Origin of the sequence: Pseudoduganella dura (assembly GCF_009727155.1) — a bacterium.
Lineage (GTDB): Bacteria > Pseudomonadota > Gammaproteobacteria > Burkholderiales > Burkholderiaceae_D > Rugamonas > Rugamonas dura.
Map to the genome: position 1 here is coordinate 508,447 of NZ_WNWM01000002.1, position 17,859 is coordinate 526,305.

Below are 17,859 nucleotides of genomic sequence, written 5' to 3' on the forward strand. Positions count from 1 at the left end.
ATCCTGCGGTCACCATGAGAAGAAAATCCGAAGAGCGGCGCCATCACATCATGCAGGTGGCGACCGCTACCTTTTCCGAACTCGGCGTGGAGAACACCACCATGTCCGAGATCGTTTCCCGCCTCGGCGGGTCCAAGTCCACGATCTACAGCTACTTTCCCTCCAAGGACGAACTCGTGCAGGCCGTGCTTGCCCAGGCGGCGGAATTTCGCCTGCAGGATGCGTTCGCCGCGCTCGATCCGGCCCGACCGCTGGCGGCAACGCTGCGGCAGTTCGGCCGCGCCTACCTGGCGCAGCTGCTGACGCCCGAGATGCTGTCGGCCACGCGCATCGCCCAGCAGGACGGCGCGCGCAACGGCAATGGCATGCGCTTCTACGACAAGGGCCCGCGCACCGGCTGGGCCATCGTGCAGGCCTATCTCGCGCACCACGCCGCGGCCGGCACGCTCGTCGCCGGCGACACGTGGGTGGCGGCGATGCACCTGAAAGGCCTGCTGCAGGGCGAGCTGCTCGATCGCGCGATGTTCGGCGAAGTGCCGGCGGAGCCCGCGATCCACGACGCCGCGGACCGTGCCGTCGAGGCGTTCCTGCGCGCCTACCTGGCCCGCTGACACGCCGGCCTGCCCGGTCACATTGCCGTCATAATTTTGACTTACGCTTGGATGACCCTGTGACTCATTGTTGAGGCAGATTGGCATGAGCGGTCTCGCGTACGTACTCGACTTCACCGCCAGTACCACAGCCTGCGTGGCGGTAGGACTGCTGGTGAGCGCGGCCGCGTGGCTGCTGCGCGACGGGCTCAGGCTGGTCACGCACCTGCGCGCCGCGGACCGCCTGATCGCCGCCGGCATCCCCGAGCGCGATGCCCTGCGCCAGGCCGGGTGCCTGTTCTGGCAAACGCCCTGGTACCGGCGCATCTTCCGGCGCTACCCACGCCTGCGGGCCTGACGCCGCGACAGCGCCGCGTGCCATGTCATCACCCCGTCAAGATCCTCCGTTACCGTGGGCGATGCTTTATTGCCGGCGAAGCGCGGCAGATCGCTGCCATATCCAGGATGGCCGGCCAGTTCAGATGGAGTTCAGATGGAAGAAAAGGTTTATAACGTGCTGTTCCTCGGCACGGGCAACGCCGCGCGCAGCGTGATGGCCGAGGCGCTGGTGTCCACGATGGGCAACGGCAGGTTCCGCGGATTTTCGGCAGGCAGCAATCCGGCCGGCGCCGTCGATCCGCTGGCGCTCGAACAGATCGCGCCGACCGGCTACCCGGCCGGCGCGCTGCGCAGCAAAAGCTGGGACGAGTTCGCCGCACCCGGCGCGCCGCTGATGGATTTCATCATCACGGTCTGCGACGAGGCGGCCGGCGAGGCCTGCCCGTACTGGCCCGGCCATCCGCTCACGGCGCACTGGAGCATCGAAAATCCCGCCGCGTTCGGCGATACCGCGAACGACCGGCGCGCCGCGTTCCACCGGGCGTTCTACGCGATCCGCGCGCACCTGAACATCTTCGTGAGCCTGCCGCTGCACATGCTCGAGAAACATGCCCTGCACCACGAAGTGATGGCCATCGGCCGGACGATCGCCTGACCGTCACCGAAGCCGGCGCCTCCCGGCGTTTTCGTCAGACGAGATTCACGGCCAGCACGAAGGAAATCTTGCCAATGTCGGCGCCGTGCTTCTCGACGGCCACCGAACGCAGCACCGGGATCACCAGCGAGGTGCCGGCTTCGTAGACTTCGCCATAATTGAGCAGATAGCGAAGTTCGGTTTCCGCCACCTGGAAGGGTTCGACCGAATAAGGCACGTCGGCGGCGACACACCCCGCCGACACCAGTCTTTGCATTACCCGCCTGCACGCCTCATCCACCGGCGCGTCTGCCACTGCCACATCTAATACCATGTTTCCCACTTTTGACTTCCTCCTCAGCGAGCGACCCGGACCGGGCACACCAACGTACGGGCTTTTGCCGCGCACGACTTTCGAACAACCATGACCCGGATGAGCGATGGTGATAGCGATATCAGTGCTGCATTTGGAGCTTTATTGGAGGACTCGAAGTGTGACAGATTTATGACAAATTGTAAATATTGCCCGGGTAGCCGCCGATCGGCCTTGCAGGTTCGGCAGCGCCCTCCGGGTCATGCCGTTACGGCGTTCAGGCCGTTGACGCAACCAGTGCCGAACCCGGCGTCCCCAGCCGGAATTGCTGCATCAATCCGCTGAGGACTTCGGACTGCCGGCGCAGCGATTCCGATGCGGCCGCCACCTGTTCCACCAGGGCCGCGTTGTTCTGCGTATCCGATTCGAGATCGGCGACCGCGCCGTTGATCTGCGCGATGCCCTCGTTCTGCGCATGCGAGGCCGTGCCGATGCGCGCCATCACGCCGCTGACGCCGCCTACGCGCTCGACCATGCCCGTCATGGTGGCCTCGGCGCCGCTGGCCAGCGCCGCGCCCTGCGCGATCGTTTCCACCGATTGCGTGATCAGCGCCTTGATCTCGCGCGCGGCCGTTGCCGAGCGTTGCGCCAGCGCCCTCACCTCGGCGGCCACGACCGCGAAGCCGCGCCCCTGTTCGCCGGCACGGGCCGCCTCGACCGCGGCGTTCAGCGCCAGGATGTTGGTCTGGAAAGCGATGCCGTCGATGACGGCGATGATGTCGACGATCTTCGCGGCCGACTGGCTGATGCCATCCATCGTGGCGGTCACCCTTGCAATCGCGCTGCCGCCCTGCGCCGCCACGTCCGCCGCGCCATGCGCCAGCGCGGCGGCATGCACGGCCTGTTCGCTGTTGGTGCGCACCGTGGCCGTGAGCTGGTCCAGTGCCGCCGCCGTTTCCTCGAGCGTGGCGGCCTGGTTCTCCGTGCGGCGGGACAGGTCGAGATTGCCGTGCGCGACTTCGGCCGATGCCACGTCGATGGCCGCGGCCGCATCGCGCACGCCGCTGACGGTATGCGCCAGCTTGCCTGCCATGCCGCTCAGCGCATCGAGCAGCCGGCCCAGTTCGTCCTGCCGGCCATGCCGCAGCGTCGCGGTCAGGTCGCCGTCCGCCGTGCGCCCGGCGAATACCAGCGCATCGCGCAGGGGCCGCACGATGCTGCGGGTGAGCATCAGCGCCAGTACCGCGCCGGCCGCCAGCGCAAGCAGCCCCATCCCGGCCAGCAGGGTACGCATCCACGTGAACGTGGCACGCGAATCGTCGGACAGCTGCTTTGCCGAAGCTGCCTGGTAGTCGAGCAAGGCATCCAGCGCGCGCAGATACTCCTTCAGGCGCGGCTCCAGCGACGCGGCGACGAGTTCCTCCACCTGCTGCACCCGGCCCATGTCCTTCTGCTTGAACACCTCGTCGCGCGCGGCGCGATACAGCTGCTGCCGGCGCAGCACGGCGGAGACCAGCGGCCGGTGTGCCGGATCGGCATCGTCATCGCCATCGAAGCGCGCCAGTTGGTCCTGCAGGCGCCGGGACGTCTTTTCGCCCTCGGCCAGTTGTCGCATGAAGAGATCGGCCACTTCCAGGCTGTCGCTGTGCGCGATCGACGAGGCCCGCAGCGCATTGAGCTGCTCGTTGCCGCGCAATTCGATGGTGATGCGCTGGCGGGCCAGCTTGTCCTCGGCGAGTTCCTCGGCGTTGGCCGCCACGCTTTGCAGCGACCACAGCGACGTTGCGGTAACGATTGCCAGCATGGCCAGGATCAGGGAGAACGCGGCGACAACGCGCGCGCCGGTGCGCTGGCGGAGGAGATTGAGCATGGTTGGATCGGTCTGGTTGGATCGCAAAGCCGGCCTGGGCCCGCGACCGGGTCGGAAAAACATGAAAAGCACCGTGACAGTACTTTCATTGCCACAAAACAATACGCCGGATTATAGGAACCGTTTATTACAGCCGGATGACTTTCAATTCTTTCTTGAAACGTATTTTTCTTCGCACATACGCACTGTTGTGCCAAAAAACGACCATTACGACGAACTTGGTACGGTTGAAAACGTTGGCTTGTATAGTAAAATCGAGGGCGTACCAACTGTCGTTCCCCACGCTTTACCATCCTCACGCCTGAATTCACTGACGAAGGAGCCCCCATGAATACCCTGAACACCGGCCGCCGCGGAACCGATCTTGCCAACCCCGCCCATGCCTGGATCACCACCGACACCGTACGCGAAGGCATCCTGCTGCAGCACACCTCCAACACCGTTACAGCCGTCGAGTTCCTGATGGCGCGCGGCATCGACAACGCGATCATCCGGCGCGTACTCAACGGTGCGGGCCTGCGCCGGGACGACGCGGAGGCGCTCGCCGCGGTGCGCGACGCGAAGGCGGTGGCATACTGACGAAACGAGCCGCGCGCATGCCCGTGCCGCGGTAGCATTCCTTGCAGTCCGATCCCGCACGCGGTGCGGGTCCCTCGCCCGCCCCGGCACTGCCGGGAATCGCCCTCGCGGCATACGGCCCGCTTTTCCACCGTCCTCTCAAAGTTCACTGCCTCGATGCACGCTGCCGTTCGTCCGGCCGCTGCCCCGCCGTGCCCACACGACATGGTTCCACAATGCCGCACTTCGTACAAACGTTTTATCTAATGCGAAATTTATGAATTTGATACCCTCTTTCGCATAAAGCATTCGTACAGTCGTCATAATCCAGTCATAAATCGCCGGTACGATCGCGGCTTCCTCATACCGACATCCATAAAGGAAGCCATGAACTACCGACTGGCCATCGCGGCCGGGCTGGGCATCTGCGCCAGCCCCGCCTTCGCACTGAACATCGTCCTCGCCAACGACGACGGACTCACCAGCAACCTGAAGGCGCTGCATGACGAACTGACGGCGGCCGGGCATTCGGTCATCGTGTCGGTGCCATGCACCGGCCAGAGCGGGCGCAGTTCCGCCATCGTCATGTACAGCACGACGACCATCGTGGCCGACAACGACAGGACGCAGATCGAAGCGGAAGGCGGCTGCCACAACGGCGCCGCGCCGCTGGGTGCGCCGGCGGTCGGCCCGTTCACCAAGGCCGGCTACACGGGCGGCGATTTCAACTATGTGCACGGCACGCCCGTGATGGCCACCATGTACGGCCTGGACGTGCTGGCGGCGGCGCGCTGGGGCAAGGCGCCGGACCTGGTGCTCTCCGGCCCCAACGAAGGCCAGAACGTGGGCAAGCTGGTCATCAACTCCGGCACGATCGGCAACGCCCAGTTCGCGGCCGGGCGCGGCATTCCGGCGATCGCGCTGAGCGCCGGCACCGATACTGTCGACAACACGGGCCTGGCCAATGCACGCTCGCGCATCGTCGCGCAACTGACCACGAAGCTGATCGCAGCGCTGCAGGCGAAGGCCGGCAGTGCCGCGCTGCTGCCGGCCGGCGTGGCGCTGAACGTGAACTTCCCGGATGCCCCGGCCGCCAACGCCGGCTGGGCTTTCGCACGCCAGGGCACGTACGATACGTACAACCTGAAGTTCAACAAGGCCGCGCCATGGGGCCTGTCGGGCTCGGCGCCCGCCGCGGCGACCGCCGACCAGGCCGAGGATGAAGCCCTGGTCTACAAGACCAGGGTTGCCGTCAGCGCCATGCAGGTGGGCTACGAGCAGCGCCCGGCCGGCCAGCAATGGCTGCGCCTGCGCCTGCGCGACCTGTTCACCCAATGAGCCGCGCCATGCAGCGCATTTCCGGCACCTGCGCCGCCGCCGCCCTGCTGCTGCTCGCCGCCTGCGGCAGCAGCGAACATGACACGCCTTCGATCGACGTGACCGAACTGCCTGCCGGCACTTACGCCGTCAGCACGGGCGACGCCGCCACCCCCACCGCCGGCAAGTACTACGCGGCGGCGGACGGCAGCCGCCTGCTGGTGCTGAACGACAGCGCCCAGCAAGCGGCCGCCCTCTACTGGCGGGAGGGGAACGGCGGGTGGCAGTCGGCTGCCGCCGCAACACAGGATGTGAAGGTGGAGCTGCTGAGCAGCAGTGCAGCGCCGTCGAACGTGCTTAATGCCACGTCGGTTGCCGGGAGCTACGCTGTGCGGCTGGCCTCGGGCGGCGTAGCCGCGTTTGCCGTGAATGCCAGTGGCGATATCGTGGCGGGCAGCACGACCTGCAAGCTGAGCGGCAAGCTGGCCACGGCCACGTTGCCCAATGCCCTGAAGCTGACGCTGGCAACCACCGGCTGCGGCAACCTGCCCGCCCGGGCGGACGGCTACCTGGTGGTCGACGGCGATTATTCGCCGGCGGGGTTCCGCCTGGTTGCCAGCGGCGGTGCCACGCTGGTTGACCTGTGGGCTTACCCGGAGTAATGCTGCCGGCGGGGCCGCGGAAGCGCTAGCGACCCTGCCGCAGCCACGCGCTGACGGCCCCGAACGCCGCCGCCACCGAGCGTTCGGACTCCTCGCCCGGCGGCTCGGTGTTGGTCAGGCCGGTGAGGCCCATCGACACCACGGACGTGCACAACGCATCGATGCCGCGCGCATCCGGCACGTATTTTTCAAAGACCTTCAGCAGGTTGCGACCGCGCCGGCCGCGCATGTGCGCGGTGTAGGCGGCCAGTTCCGGCATGCGCGCCGCGGCTAGGGCCACGGCGAAATTGCCGCGTGCAAGATCGAGCCTGTGGCCGTCGCCCCCGCCGGGCGAGCGCTGCAACCCCTCCAGGTTCCCGCCCTCCACCGCCGCCATCACATGCGCGGCAATCGATTCCAGCCCGGCGATCACGAGGTCGTGCTGGCTTGGAAAGCGGTAACTGAGCGTGGTGTGCGGAATGCCGATGTCCGCCGCGATGGCACGGTGCGTCAGGCCGCCGGCCCCGCGGGCCGCCAGTCGCATGCCGCAGGCGCGGGCCGCCGCCACGGACCATGGGGGCACACGCCCGGCTCTTTCTGCCGTGGCCGCGCCGGCCGCCGGCGCGGCGCCACCGTGGCCCATCCGCTCGCACAGCACGGCGAACAGCGCGCCATCGGCCGCGTCCGGCAGCGCGGCCCCGCCGGCAAACAGGCGCTGCAGGCATAGCCGGCGCACCAGCCGGTACGTCATGGAATCGTTCAGCGCCATGCCGTAGGCCAGTTCGGCGATCACGTAGCCATGCCACCATCCGCATGCCGGCAGTGCCGGCGCCAGCCCCGCGCGGGCACCGAAGTCGTCCCAGAACCGGCGCCGCGCCGCAGCCCATTCGCTGAAGGCCGGCCGCAGCGTCTCATCCCAGGTGCAGGCATGCAGCATTTCCAGGTAGAGCATCGACAGCGCACGACCGTTCGTGACCGCCTCTTCCAGGATGGCTTCCGCCACGCTTGCGGCCGTGGCCGGCGGCAGCGACGGAAGCGCCGCGAGCGTCTTGCGCCACTCGTCGAGGGGCGGCGCATCGTGTGCCGAGGCCGCTTCGCAGATGGCGGCCATGACGCCGGCCCGGTCGCCGTAATGGTGGGTCAGCACCGTGACGGATACCCCTAGCGCTCCGGCCAGCGGCCGCAGCGCCAGGCCGGCCAGCCCCGCCCCTTCGACGATACGGCAGGCCGCAGCCAGCAGGTCGGCGGCGTGGGGCGCCTTGCGGGATCTCGTTCTTGCGGCTTGCTCGGTCAACGGAAACTCATGGCGACGGGGTGTCGGGCAATTGTAGAGCATAGGTGTTGTGCCCCGCCAGCATGTCCGGGACAAGAAGCCCGGCCCGTGCTACTATTGGCTTACGGCATTATTTTGCCGATGCCACGGCCCCGCCCCCGCCCGCGCTTCCAGAATTCTCCGCAACTCCGCCGCCCCGGCTCTCGATACGATTTCGACACCATGAAACTTGCAAACCTGAAAATAGGCGTTCGCCTGACCTTGCTCGCGGGATTTTTCCTGCTGACCTTGCTGCTGGTCGGATTCACGGGCTGGAACGCGCTGCGTGACATGAATTCCCGCAACGCCGCCGGCTTCACCGAGGCCGATGGCCTGATGCGCGCGGTCGACGGCGCCCGTTTCGCCCAGGTCGAGTTCAAGATCCAGGTGCAGGAATGGAAAAACATCCTGCTGCGCGGGCGCGACCCGGCGCAGCTGGACAAATACACGAAGGCGTTCAACCACGCCGGCGAAGCCACCGCCAGCCAGTTGCGCACGCTGAAGGAAACCATGGGCACGCTCGCGCTGGACACGGCCGCCGTCGACGAAGCGCAGCGGCTGCATGCGGAACTCGTGCGCCGCTACCTCGACGCGCTGCGCCAGTTCAACGGCGCAGACCCGGACGGCGCGCAAAAGATCGACGCGCTGGTACGCGGCATGGACCGCGCCGCCACCGAGCGCATCGACGGCATCGTGGCCACGATCCGCAAGGAAGCAGCCAGCCGCATCGCCGCCGTGGAACAGCGCAATAACGATGTCTACCGCAACTCCGCGTTAACATTGCTGGCGCTGCTGGCCGTGGCGACAGGGATCGGCGCGCTGATCGTCGTGCTGCTGATCCGGGGCATCACGGTGCCGCTGGCGCACGCGCTGGGCATCGCCCGCGACGTGGCGGCCGGCGACCTGCGCAACGACGTGCGCAGCACCCGCGGCGACGAGATCGGCGACCTGCTCCGTGCGCTGGGCACGATGAACGGCAATTTGTCGCGGATCGTGGCGCGGGTGCGCTCGGGCACGCAGGCCATCGCCGTGGCATCGACGGAAATCGCGACCGGCAACGCCGACCTGTCCGCCCGCACCGAGTCGCAGGCCGGGTCGCTGGAAGAAACCGCCGCCTCGATGACCGAACTGACCAGCACTGTTCGCCAGAACCGCGACAACGCCGAAGCGGCCGCCAGCCTGGCCGGCAAGGCGACCACCATTTCCACGCGCGGCAGCGCCACGGTGGCCGAGGTGGTCGAAACGATGGGCGCGATCAACGGCACGTCGGCACGGATCGCCGACATCATCGGCGTCATCGACGGCATCGCGTTCCAGACCAATATCCTGGCGCTGAACGCCGCGGTGGAAGCGGCCCGCGCCGGCGAGCAGGGGCGCGGCTTCGCCGTCGTCGCCAGCGAAGTACGCGGGCTGGCACAACGCTCGTCCGTGGCCGCGAAGGAAATCCGCGAGCTGATCTCGACTTCGGTGGCGGAAGTGGAAGCGGGCCGCGCCCAGGTCGACCGCGCCGGCGCCACGATGCGCGAAGTGCTCGAGAGCGTGGAACAGGTCGCCGCGATGGTGCACCAGATCTCGCTTGCCAGCGGCGAACAGCAGCAGGGCATCGAGCAGATCGGCGAAGCCATCGCGCATATCGACGGCACCACGCAGCAAAACGCCGCGCTGGTCGAACAGGCCGCCGCCGCGGCCGAGTCGCTGCGCGAACAGGCCCGCCAGCTCGACGATTCGGTGGCCGTGTTCAAGCTCCGCGCGGCCTGATTGCGGGGCTGGTTGACGGGAATACTGTCGAGTCAGCGGCGTTCGATGCCGCCTTGAGGACTGGCGTGCCGGGTTGGACGCCGGTAGCACGAAGTCCAGCGGGCGTTGCGTTCACCGATTGAATCCACAGGCGGAAGCTGCCTGTCGTGAGACTCCGTGACTTTTCCGGTTCGGCGACCTGCTATGCTGGAGCGAGCGGCCGAGTTCGGGCTATTGTGTTGAAAAACTCGGATCCAGTTCCCGTTGGTAACGAAAGATCGGTAACTCGACTGTCCAGAACGGCCACCGTGGTCCGAGAGCGGATAGTTTGGAGTGCCAACATCAATGAAATCCGCTTGAAAAAGTTGCCGGGCGACTTTTTCAACACAATAGGCCAGGAGCTGACATTTGATGCTCCCCCATGTCAACGATAAATCCATGAAAGCAGAATTCCTCAGTCCTCACGATCCCTACCTTGAGTTCGACCAAGTCCTCGTTGCCGCTGGTGAGATATCGGACTCCGAGCTCGTCGCAAGCGTGCCGTGACCGTTGATAGCGCACCGCTTGCCCGAGTAGACATTCTTGCGATCTCCGGGCACCGAACGAAAAACCGTCCAGCGAATCCGGTCAACCGATGCGAAGCTGAAGGCTGTCACGGTGTGCGTTCCTCGACGAGGCTGACCACTACTCTGAACGGGGTCCACTATCAGCCTTAAGACTACTGTTAGCGTTTCATCTTTTTGAACATTCTGGTCATGGTTTCCGCATCGATTGCCTGCATATCCACAAGCTTCAACGATTTGACCATGTGAAGAGTTGCAGTCTTATATTTTTGGAAATGCGGCGTCTTGAGATGGGCCTCATACGCTTGGCGGTCGGCATACATCTCGAGAATCCTGATTTGGGTGTGGTCTTCTCGCTGATACAGAGGGAAGATGGCAATCACCCCCGGTTCGAGTCTTACCGACGCTTCCGCTTCTTCTTTAAGAAGCGCCTTGTACTGATCGAGATGATCAGCATGTATCTCAATCTCCGAGATCCGAAGCATCATTTGCGGCTCCTGGGCATGCGCCCGGTCCAAATTAAGACACAGCCAGACGGCGATCCCAAGTACCAAGAGTTTTCTGCCCAAGTCCGCCAGCGATAGCAGATGGGTTTCAAGTCTCTGCACATTATCCCTTCTTGAAATCAACATTTTTATTCCTTCTTCCCTGATCCATTCAACGGCCTTGGCTGTCCTTTGACCGCTGTCCCCGGGCTTGCGATCGAGCGAAGGCACTGTCCTCCACTCCTCTGCAGAAGATGATAGACGATTACACGCTGAATCAGCCCGCTCATGAATTCCAAATCTTGTAGGGACGTGCTGCAGGTCCATCAGCCGGCAGAACGCGTCGGGAAGCTCGTCAGTCGTCTCGGCCGTCTTCGTGGGCGAAGACCATTCGTCGCGCAGCGGCATTGAATTGGCGCACTCTAGCGCTCCAACACCGGGCGAGGGAAGCACGGCTGCTCAATGCGACTCCACCGAGACAATGCATGTCGACACATGTAGATATTATGTCAACTCGACAAATGCTGGTGCAGCTGCGCCGTTTGCGCTGTCAGTTATAAAGCAGCTGCTTGAGGGCAAGCTGTATCGATTGCTCGACCGCTGGCAAGTCTGCTGCCGTGAGGTGGAGCGACCTGACCCGCAGCCCCTCGAACAAAGCGAAGATGGCGAGTGTGCGACCGCGAATCAACCCTTCGTTCTCTAGCAGGCCAAGCTTGATTCGCCCCGCGCGCAACACCTTCCCGAATGACATCGCTGCCAGGTGATCGGCGTCGCGCACCACGGCAGCAATCACGGGATTGCGGGACGCCTCGGCGGCAATCTCCAGCTGCAGGCGTGCGCTCTGCACGTCGAGGCATTCTGTGATCCACTGCGGTGCAGCGGAAAGCAGTTCGTGCAGTGGATCACTGGACGATTCCAGGCTGGACATCAGCGCTGCCAGCCGGCTGACATTTTCCGCAACAAGTGCGGCAATGACCTTATCCTTCCCATCGAAATAGTGGTAGATGTGCCCGACGCTCATGCCGGCTGCATGAGCGATCTCGGCCATGCTAGCGCCGTGGAAACCACTCGCCGCGAAACACGACGCTGCCGCTTCGATAACCTGGCGTTGCCGTTGGCGGGTACGACCAACCTGGTCAGCCGGCCGGCTCATCGTCGCTCTTCCCCACCTACCATTGCAGTGGCTGCACACGATGGCGCCCCTCCCGGCCGCTTCGCGGGCTGAGCAACGGGATAGCATGCCACTCGCGCCAATTGTTCGGCAGGTACCGGGATGCCGGCACGCAGTATCAGGACGGTTCGATTTGCTGCCGCCTGCACGATGTCGACCACTACATGGTCGCGCACAGTTTTCACGCCGGTCTGCGCTATGTTCATGTCAACACTCGAAGGAGAACCCACCATGCCATTCCAGGCGCGCGTGGCTTTGACGTCGGGCCACAAAAAGATGCAGGGACGTGGCTGCCAGCACCCCGCCCTGGCATTCATCTGTATCCGGTCTGTCGCTCATGCCGAAGTGTCTTTCGCCAGCACGAAATTGCGTCGCAACGCCAGCTGTGGGGAGCCGTCGCGCAACCGCGACGCTTCCGCTGCGGCAGGAAGATCGATGAGGCGTTCCACGAGGGAATCCTTCACCCCAAAGACGACATCGGAATCAAGATAAGGGTCACCCTCAAGGAAGAGATGAGTGACCAAGGTCTTGCAGCCCAAGGCGGCGATCCTGAAATGAACGTGTGCAGGTCGGTAAGGATGACGTCCCTGCGCCTTGAGCATGTCGCCAACAGGTCCGTCATCCGGAATCGGGTACGGTGACGGCACAGTGGCTTGAAGCGAAAAGTTGCCCTCGGAATCAGTGCGGAAGCGTCCACGGCCGGTATAGCGATCTGCAGAGAGCTGTACATCGTAATAGCCCTCTTCATCAGCGAGCCAGACATCCACGCTTGCCTCCGCCACGGGCCGGCCGTCGGTGTCGCGGACGGTTCCCTCCACGAGCAGCGGCGTTTCGCCGGCAACTGCTGCGAAGACAGCGGATCCGTTCGGCAATTCGGGAGGATCGTTTACGTAGAATGGACCAAGGACGGTGGTTTCCGTCGCTCCCTCCGGAACCCGATGATTGAGCGCATCGACAAGCATCGAAACGCCGAGGACATCGGATAGAAGGATGAATTCCTGGCGCGTTGCCGAACACATGCGGCCCGTCGCGGTAAGGAAATCGATAGCCCATTCCCACTCCTCTTGCGTTGGCTCGATCTCGCGAATGAACGCGTGAAGATGCCGGACCAGCGCCCCGCTAATCGCTCGCGTCCGCGGATCAGGACTTCCGGAAACGCGCCCTAGTACCGCGTCGGTAATATTCTCTTCATTAAAATTTCGCATGAGTGTTCCTGAATTTGATCGTCGCTCCCCCGCATGCCGTGCCTTACGCCGTCTAAAGCGCAGGCGACATGCCGGCGAGCTGGAGGTGCCGTCGAACGGATCGTCGCGTGCTGCAGGACAGCTCCTTGCGGCCCCGCCCAAGCAAAAATTTGCACTGACCATTGGCAGGAAGCCGCAATGCCTGGCGCGGCTGCTCCGCTGGCCAAGTCAACTATCTTGCTACTCGACGCCTGCTCTGACTGCTTGGCCTCTGCAGGTGAATCCTAGTCCCTGACACGAGCGCCCCCACCTATCCAAAGATAGCCGGGAAACAAACCTATCTTTCGGCAGGTATCGCCGCTGCTATCCGCGCCTAAGCTTCCTTGTGGCGGTCGAGACGGCTTTGATGAACGCCTTCATCGCCCGAAGTTGCGGACCGAAATCCTCGATGCGAGCTCGCCATCGTGCGGGCGTCGCCTGCCGCGAATCGACACTGATAACAACTGGAGATGACAATGAACGACAACACGCTGGCGCCCTGCCCGGCGACAGGGGATAGTGGAACTGCCCGACCTGGCGAAGTGCAGGCCGAGCTCAGATTTACCGTCCCACAGGACGATGCGCCGATCGTATATCTGGTCGATTACGCCAGTACGACGATCAAGCTTGAAAGCCGTCAGGTGACGATCAGGAATGCGAGGGCCCTGGAGAATGAGATCGAGCTCGAGCAAAACGGCTTCGCACTCGTCGAGTTTACGACCGGATTACAAGACGTACGCGACAAGCACGCGGTAGACACGGTGTTTCGCCAGGAGGCGGAGTCGCTTCTGCAGAAAATCACGGGGGCCAAGCGGGTCGTGATGTTCGCCAGTCTTGCGCGTGACATGCGTTTCGCCGCCACAAACGAGAACCTTGGTGCGGCAACCAATGTCCATGTCGACCATGACCAGGCAACGTACGAGTACAGTATCCGTCAGGTACTTCCTCCTGACGAGGCGAACGAACTGCTCCAGCGGAGATGGGCTGCATACAACATCTGGAAGCCGCTTCGGACAGTCGAGTCGATGCCGCTTGCGGTATGCGATGCGCGGACAATTCGCAAGGAAGACCTGATTCCGACCGCTGTCGGAACATCACCGGATGAGCCCCTGCTTCCCAGGACGGGGTTGGGCGTGCTTTATCGGTCTGACCAGAACTGGTATTACTATCCACTGATGACCGCCGACGAAGCGCTGATCCTGAAAATGTGGGACACCGATCAATCCCGTCCACAATGGGCGGCGCATAGCGCGTTCGACGACCCGACATCGCCTACGGACGCGCAGCCACGTGTCAGCCTGGACGCACGTTTCGTCGTGTTCTTCTGACGCTGAATACAGGCTTCAAACGGAAGCCTGTCCTCCCTGAGTGCGGCATCAGGTCACCTGCCGCACTCGTAGCAAAGCCCCAGGTTGCACCGTAGACTGGTGGTCTTGCGACCACCGTTATGCCATTGCCGGTCCTTCGGTGCCCCGTGCTTATGGAGCCTGCTGCACGTGATTCGATTCGGCGCGCCCACCACCAATCAGGGGCCCGTCGATGCCCTCGTCCCGCATCAGACGCTCCAGGATCCAGCGGTATTGCAACGTTGCGGCATCGAATGATGTCGGCTGCATCGTGATACCTGGCGATGCGTCGATCGTACGCTGCTGCGCGCTGACGATTTCCGCATCCTCGTTAAATGCCAGGTAACTGAAATCGCGGTAGAACTCGGCAAGCCCGGGCGTGCGATCCCAGGATCCATATGAGAAAAAGTAGCGCGACTTTCCAAGGCTTTCAGGGGTTACGGCCTGGCTCGTGTATTCCTTGTGCAAGGGCTCGACTCCACTTGGCGCGTCTTCCCCGAATTTTTGTGCAGCCCCTGGCTCATGCATCTCGGCGTACAAAAGGAACAGCCCGGGAGCAATGAAATCATAGGTGATCCATACATCGAGATGCGTCGCATCAATTTTTTCCCGAATATATTTCGCTGTGGGCTGGTTCAGCAACCAGCGTGATACACGGACGCCCTTTTCCAGCCGCTCGACTTTCGGTCGCGTCTGGCCAAACACCAGACCCGGGCCGAACGAATCACGATGCACGTAGCTTAAATGGGAGAGGTCCAGCAAATTGTCCGCGACAAGCATGTAGTTGGCATTGACTTCGAGTCGCCCCGGCAACATCGACCAGCCCGGAAGATCCGGCCCGACGTTGTCCGGAATATCGGCTTGCGAAGCCTTCTCCGGTTGCCCCATCCAGATCCAGACACAGCCATGGGACTCGGCGGTCGGATACGAACGCACGCACATGCTGCTGGGGATACGCGGCTGCCCGGGAATCTCAATGCATTTTCCGGATGGAGCGAATTTAAGCCCATGGTACATGCAACGGAGGTCATCCCCTTCGATCTGCCCGTGCGAGAGCGGCGCGAGCCGATGGCAGCACCGGTCTTCCATCGCAACCACTGCGCCATCGTCCTTGCGGTAGAAGACGAGCGGCACTTCGAGGTACGTTCTTGTCGTGAGGGCGCCGTTGGGAAAATCTTCACTGAACCCGGCAACATACCAGGCGTTCTTCAGGTACATGAGTGTCTCCTTGTTATATAAAAATATGACTGCTGCCGAGGTTGCATATGGTTCGAGTATTCGGGAGCACGGCCAATCATGCGGGCAGCTCGTTTTTCAGGTGACGGTCGAGGATGCGGCGCGATTGCACGCCGCCCGCATCGATGTTCAACATCAGCAGCTTGCGTTCCGGGTGCCGGAGAATATTCTCTTGCTGCTGTTCCAGCATGTCCCGGTCCTCTCCAAAGATCTTGCCCTGGCCAGTGCGAATCGCGGCGGTCAATTCGGTATCCTGAGGCTTGAAATTGCGCGCCATGCCCCAGAAGTACCAGTGCGACGTCGCTGTTTCCGGCGTGATGAAGTCAACGACGACACTGGAGGCCTTGACCTCGGGCGGTGCGTCATAGCCGCCCCTGCCGGCCAGAGCCACTCCAACTTCGATCATCACGTGGCTCGGTGCCGTAAAACGACATATCTGCCACCGATCTACCGGCGCATCTTCAGGTAGGCTGTTCGCACGCAATGCCGCACGCCAGAAGGGCGGCGCCATCACGTTTTCCATGAAGCGGCTGGTAATGACTTCTTCGTCTTCCACTCTCGTGTTGACCGGTGCTTCGTCGATCTCCTTCTGGCCAATGCTGCTCGCGTGTACATAGGTCTCGTGAGTCAAGTCCATCAGGTTATCGATCATCAGCCGGTAATCGCAGTTAATGTGGTACAGCCCCCCGCCATATGCCCACTCCGGATTGTCCGCCCATTCAAGATGATGAATGCTGGCAGGATCGGCTTGCGCAGCATCACCTGGCCACACCCAGATGAAACCGTAACGCTCGACTACGGGATAACTGCGGATGCAGGGAAATCCCTGCACGCGCTGACCGGGCATGGCAACGGTCTTGCCATTGCAGCCCATCTGCAAGCCATGGTATCCGCACACCAGTTGTCCGTCGCGAACGAAACCGAGCGACAATGGCGCACCACGGTGTGGGCAGAAATCCTCCAGGGCTGCTACCTTGCCGTCGGCACCGCGGTAGAAGACCAGCCTTTCGCCACAGATGCGGCGACCGAGTGGCCTGTCAACGATTTCATCCGGCGTACACGCGACATACCAGGTATTTCTAGGAAACATGCGCGACTCCATCATCCGGCGGCGAGCGGAGCGACCGGCCGCTGGAATCCGGCACGCCAGTCCGGAGTGTAAGGAACGCCCTCAAGCTTGAACACGGACATTACTGCATGGCGTACGGCGTCCGGATCGCGTGTCATCCCGATAAAGCCCTGTTCGTCCGCTACGCGTGCCGCTGGATCCGTACGCTGCGTACGGCGCTTATGGTCAATCGCTGTGGGATTGGCCACCTCGAGGAATACACGGCGCCGTTCCTCGGCGTAGAAGTCGAGCACATCGTCCCCAGCCTCGTTGTTCCACAGCTGACCCAACGCCCGTACCAGTGCCTGGGCATCCTGGACCCCGGACGTAAAGCCCATCCCGCCAATGGGATTGGTCGCATGGGCGGCATCACCGGCAAGCAGGACGCGCCCCTTGCGATACGTGTTGGCCGAGCGCTGGTGCACGCGGTACGAATTCGCGCGCTCCAGTTCAAAGGACGCATTCCTCGGCAGGAAGTTCCTGTAGCGCTCGCGAATGCGGGCCAGGCGCTGTTCTTCGCTGAGATCGCTATCTTCGCCGTAGGCGATGCGCCACAGGTGCTGGTCGTCGATTTTTGCGATGACATGCCAGTCTTCGCCCGCGGCAACCATGTTCGATGCCGCATAGCCGTATTTTTCGAAATCAAAATAGAGGTTCGTGGCCATGAAGGTATCCGGCCAGGTGAAACCTTCGAATTCGATCCCGAGTGCCTTTCGTACACTGCTGCGCGCGCCGTCGGCACCGATCACCCAGTCTGCATCCATCGTGGCGCCGACCCCGTCGACCTCGACGCTGAGTTGGACCGCATCGGCGCTTTGTTCAGCGCCGATGAAACGGGTATTCCAACGCATCGCCGTGCCATCGAACGCGAGGAAATGCCGGAGGATGAGTTCGGCCAGGCGATTCTGGCCGAAGTGCAGCGTGAAGGGATAAGTCAAGCCTTCCAGCAGCCTGAAGTCCATGGTGCCAACATTCCCGCTCAACGGAAAGTGCATCTGAAACGCATGGCCCAGGGCTGCAATCTCCTTGGCGTCGTCCAGCAGGCCGACGTTATCGAGGGCCTTGATGGTCGAGTGCAGGTACACGTTGGCCCTGGGGGAATCGTTGATGCCGACTGCGGCGTCGATTACGGTTACGTGTGCTCCTAGCCGCGCAAGGCCGAACGCCGTGAACAACCCTGCCGGCCCCGCACCGACTACAACGACCCGCTTTCCCTTGCTCATACTGTCATCTCCATTTGGTTATCAGGATGCTGCTACTCGATACGTGGCACTGTCGCAGTCGGCGGCGCCACTGCCACCTGTCGAAGGATAGGTCGCCCTGCTTCTATCTTTCGACAGGTGTTGAACGCAGCAGGGCAACGGCATAGTTGGCGCCAATCGTCCTGATCGCCTGAACATCCACATGGAGAGCACA

Annotated in this window: 18 protein-coding genes; 9 read left to right on the forward strand and 9 right to left on the reverse strand. The window is 63.0% G+C overall.

The genetic code is table 11. The features are described 5' to 3' along the window. Positions 1-14: 14 nt before the first annotated feature. The 3 genes from GJV26_RS02360 (at position 15) to GJV26_RS02370 (ending at position 1,584) form a co-directional block, all read left to right on the forward strand. The gene (locus GJV26_RS02360) at positions 15-611 is read left to right on the forward strand and encodes a TetR/AcrR family transcriptional regulator (RefSeq protein WP_155707318.1); all 597 of its coding nucleotides are present in this window, start codon (positions 15-17) and stop codon (positions 609-611) included. A gap of 85 nt (positions 612-696) precedes the next feature. Further along, the gene (locus GJV26_RS02365; RefSeq protein ID WP_155707319.1) at positions 697-948 is read left to right on the forward strand and encodes a hypothetical protein; all 252 of its coding nucleotides are present in this window, start codon (positions 697-699) and stop codon (positions 946-948) included. A gap of 135 nt (positions 949-1,083) precedes the next feature. Beyond that, positions 1,084-1,584, forward strand: a complete 501-nt coding sequence (locus tag GJV26_RS02370; RefSeq protein WP_155707321.1) for an arsenate reductase ArsC — start codon at positions 1,084-1,086, stop codon at positions 1,582-1,584. A gap of 34 nt (positions 1,585-1,618) precedes the next feature. Here GJV26_RS02370 and GJV26_RS02375 read toward each other — a convergent pair whose 3' ends face one another. Next, positions 1,619-1,840, reverse strand: a complete 222-nt coding sequence (locus GJV26_RS02375) for a hypothetical protein (RefSeq protein ID WP_155707323.1) — start codon at positions 1,838-1,840, stop codon at positions 1,619-1,621. Between the two features lie 313 nt (positions 1,841-2,153). Continuing rightward, a complete protein-coding gene (locus tag GJV26_RS02380; protein WP_173346119.1) occupies positions 2,154-3,746 on the reverse strand; it encodes a methyl-accepting chemotaxis protein in 1,593 nt (530 codons plus the stop codon). A 61-nt stretch (positions 3,747-3,807) separates the two neighbouring features. Here GJV26_RS02380 and GJV26_RS02385 point away from each other — a divergent pair, with 61 nt between their 5' ends. The 4 genes from GJV26_RS02385 to GJV26_RS02400 all read left to right on the forward strand — a co-directional run bounded on the left by GJV26_RS02385 (position 3,808) and on the right by GJV26_RS02400 (position 6,283). Further along, positions 3,808-4,077 carry a hypothetical protein gene (locus GJV26_RS02385; RefSeq protein WP_155707326.1) on the forward strand — a complete coding sequence of 90 codons (270 nt, stop codon included), beginning with the start codon at positions 3,808-3,810 and terminating at the stop codon, positions 4,075-4,077. Further along, complete coding sequence (locus tag GJV26_RS02390) at positions 4,074-4,325, forward strand: hypothetical protein (protein ID WP_155707328.1); 252 nt, start codon at positions 4,074-4,076, stop codon at positions 4,323-4,325. The genes GJV26_RS02385 and GJV26_RS02390 overlap by 4 nt, the downstream gene beginning before the upstream one ends. Positions 4,326-4,691: 366 nt before the next feature. Further along, positions 4,692-5,642: a 5'/3'-nucleotidase SurE gene (locus GJV26_RS02395; RefSeq protein ID WP_155707330.1), complete on the forward strand. Its 951-nt coding sequence runs from the start codon at positions 4,692-4,694 to the stop codon at positions 5,640-5,642. A gap of 8 nt (positions 5,643-5,650) precedes the next feature. Continuing rightward, positions 5,651-6,283, forward strand: a complete 633-nt coding sequence (locus tag GJV26_RS02400) for a hypothetical protein (RefSeq protein ID WP_155707332.1) — start codon at positions 5,651-5,653, stop codon at positions 6,281-6,283. Positions 6,284-6,308: 25 nt separating this feature from the next. On the opposite strand, the gene GJV26_RS02405 is transcribed toward GJV26_RS02400, so the two are convergent. Continuing rightward, positions 6,309-7,556 (reverse strand): TetR/AcrR family transcriptional regulator, encoded by a 1,248-nt coding sequence (locus tag GJV26_RS02405; RefSeq protein WP_155707334.1) that lies wholly within the window; start codon positions 7,554-7,556, stop codon positions 6,309-6,311. A gap of 201 nt (positions 7,557-7,757) precedes the next feature. On the opposite strand from GJV26_RS02405, the gene GJV26_RS02410 reads away from it, so the two are divergent. After that, positions 7,758-9,332: a methyl-accepting chemotaxis protein gene (locus GJV26_RS02410; RefSeq protein WP_155707336.1), complete on the forward strand. Its 1,575-nt coding sequence runs from the start codon at positions 7,758-7,760 to the stop codon at positions 9,330-9,332. A gap of 703 nt (positions 9,333-10,035) precedes the next feature. Here the strand turns inward: GJV26_RS02410 and GJV26_RS30605 are convergent. The 3 genes from GJV26_RS30605 to GJV26_RS02425 all read right to left on the reverse strand — a co-directional run bounded on the left by GJV26_RS30605 (position 10,036) and on the right by GJV26_RS02425 (position 12,735). Continuing rightward, positions 10,036-10,590 carry a putative quinol monooxygenase gene (locus GJV26_RS30605; protein ID WP_229427937.1) on the reverse strand — a complete coding sequence of 185 codons (555 nt, stop codon included), beginning with the start codon at positions 10,588-10,590 and terminating at the stop codon, positions 10,036-10,038. A gap of 319 nt (positions 10,591-10,909) precedes the next feature. Further along, positions 10,910-11,599: a TetR/AcrR family transcriptional regulator gene (locus tag GJV26_RS02420; protein ID WP_155707338.1), complete on the reverse strand. Its 690-nt coding sequence runs from the start codon at positions 11,597-11,599 to the stop codon at positions 10,910-10,912. Positions 11,600-11,865: 266 nt separating this feature from the next. Further along, positions 11,866-12,735 carry an intradiol ring-cleavage dioxygenase gene (locus tag GJV26_RS02425; protein ID WP_155707340.1) on the reverse strand — a complete coding sequence of 290 codons (870 nt, stop codon included), beginning with the start codon at positions 12,733-12,735 and terminating at the stop codon, positions 11,866-11,868. 494 nt (positions 12,736-13,229) lie between these two features. Between GJV26_RS02425 and GJV26_RS02430 the strand changes: the two genes are divergently transcribed. Further along, complete coding sequence (locus GJV26_RS02430) at positions 13,230-14,081, forward strand: CmcJ/NvfI family oxidoreductase (RefSeq protein ID WP_155707342.1); 852 nt, start codon at positions 13,230-13,232, stop codon at positions 14,079-14,081. A 150-nt stretch (positions 14,082-14,231) separates the two neighbouring features. On the opposite strand, the gene GJV26_RS02435 is transcribed toward GJV26_RS02430, so the two are convergent. From GJV26_RS02435 to GJV26_RS02445, 3 genes are all read right to left on the reverse strand, one after another. Further along, on the reverse strand, positions 14,232-15,317 hold the full coding sequence (locus GJV26_RS02435) for an aromatic ring-hydroxylating dioxygenase subunit alpha (RefSeq protein ID WP_155707344.1): 1,086 nt from the start codon (positions 15,315-15,317) through the stop codon (positions 14,232-14,234). A 76-nt stretch (positions 15,318-15,393) separates the two neighbouring features. Next, complete coding sequence (locus tag GJV26_RS02440; RefSeq protein WP_155707346.1) at positions 15,394-16,425, reverse strand: aromatic ring-hydroxylating dioxygenase subunit alpha; 1,032 nt, start codon at positions 16,423-16,425, stop codon at positions 15,394-15,396. Between the two features lie 11 nt (positions 16,426-16,436). Continuing rightward, positions 16,437-17,666, reverse strand: a complete 1,230-nt coding sequence (locus GJV26_RS02445) for an FAD-dependent oxidoreductase (RefSeq protein WP_155707348.1) — start codon at positions 17,664-17,666, stop codon at positions 16,437-16,439. Positions 17,667-17,859 lie beyond the last annotated feature (193 nt).